Annotated in this window: 1 protein-coding gene; it reads left to right on the top strand. The window is 46.8% G+C overall.

The window, feature by feature from the left end:
- A partial coding sequence (locus tag ACFQU8_RS10200; protein ID WP_382359499.1) for an IS256 family transposase occupies positions 1 to 709 on the top strand: 709 nt, incomplete at both ends.

Raw genomic sequence — 709 nt, 5'->3', positions numbered from 1 at the left:
ATCTTACTACAGATTTGCTTGAATCACTAGCCCAAAAACAGGATATTGAAGAAGTTTTTCGCCATCACTTGGAAACAGCGATCAATCAGCTTTTAAAACACGAATTAACAGCTTTTCTGGACTATGAGCCTTATGAGCAGGCTGGCGTTAACTCTGGTAATTCCCGTAACGGATTTTATGGCCGTACGTTTAAGACAGAATACGGCAACCTTGAGCTGCATATTCCCAGAGATCGCAACGGTGCCTTTCAGCAACAAACCCTGGCACCCTATAAACGTTCCAACGACACACTGGAACAGTTTATCATCCACCTGTACGAAAAGGGCATCACAACGGATGAAATCGCCGATTTGATCGAAAAAATGTATGGTCAGCACTATTCCAAACAAACTGTATCCAACCTGACACAGCTTGTGTCAGAAGATGTTAAGGCTTTTCATGAGCGAACGCTGGAACAGCGTTATGTCTGCATTTATCTGGATGCCACGCAAATTCCAATCCGGCGTCAAAGCGTTGAAAAGGAATCGGTCTATATCGCCATTGGCATTGCGGAAGATGGCGGCAAAGAAGTGCTCGACTTCACCATCGCCCCAACGGAATCCGCCGAGGTGTGGGAGGAGCTCGTTCAGCGCTTATATGATCGCGGTGTTGAACACGTCCTTCTTTTCATTTCGGACGGCTTGAACGGCATGACGGATGCGCTGCATCG

Source organism: Lentibacillus kimchii, from assembly GCF_042666895.1.
GTDB classification, from domain to species: Bacteria; Bacillota; Bacilli; order Bacillales; family Amphibacillaceae; genus Lentibacillus; species Lentibacillus kimchii.
This window is presented reverse-complemented; position numbering and strand designations above follow the sequence as displayed.